The 204-nt window shown below is 72.1% G+C and carries 1 protein-coding gene; it reads left to right on the forward strand.

Going from position 1 to position 204, the window contains the following annotated elements:
- Positions 1-204, forward strand: a 204-nt coding sequence (locus tag ACLF6P_RS30200) for a condensation domain-containing protein (RefSeq protein ID WP_415954627.1), incomplete at both ends; no start/stop codon positions are given.

Raw genomic sequence — 204 nt, forward strand, 5'->3', positions numbered from 1 at the left:
AACTCCCCCTCGACCACCCCCGACCCGCCCTCGCCACCCACACCGGCGACACGGTTCCGTTCGCTCTGGGCGCCAGGACGCACAGGGCCCTCGCGGAACTGGCCCAGCGCGAGAACAGCACCATGTTCATGGTGCTGCACGCGGCTCTCGCAGCGGTCCTGTCCCGGCTCGGCGCGGGCACGGACATCCCCGTGGGAACCGTGG

It is taken from the genome of Streptomyces lothianensis (assembly GCF_047779955.1).
In the GTDB taxonomy this organism is placed as follows: Bacteria; Actinomycetota; Actinomycetes; order Streptomycetales; family Streptomycetaceae; genus Streptomyces.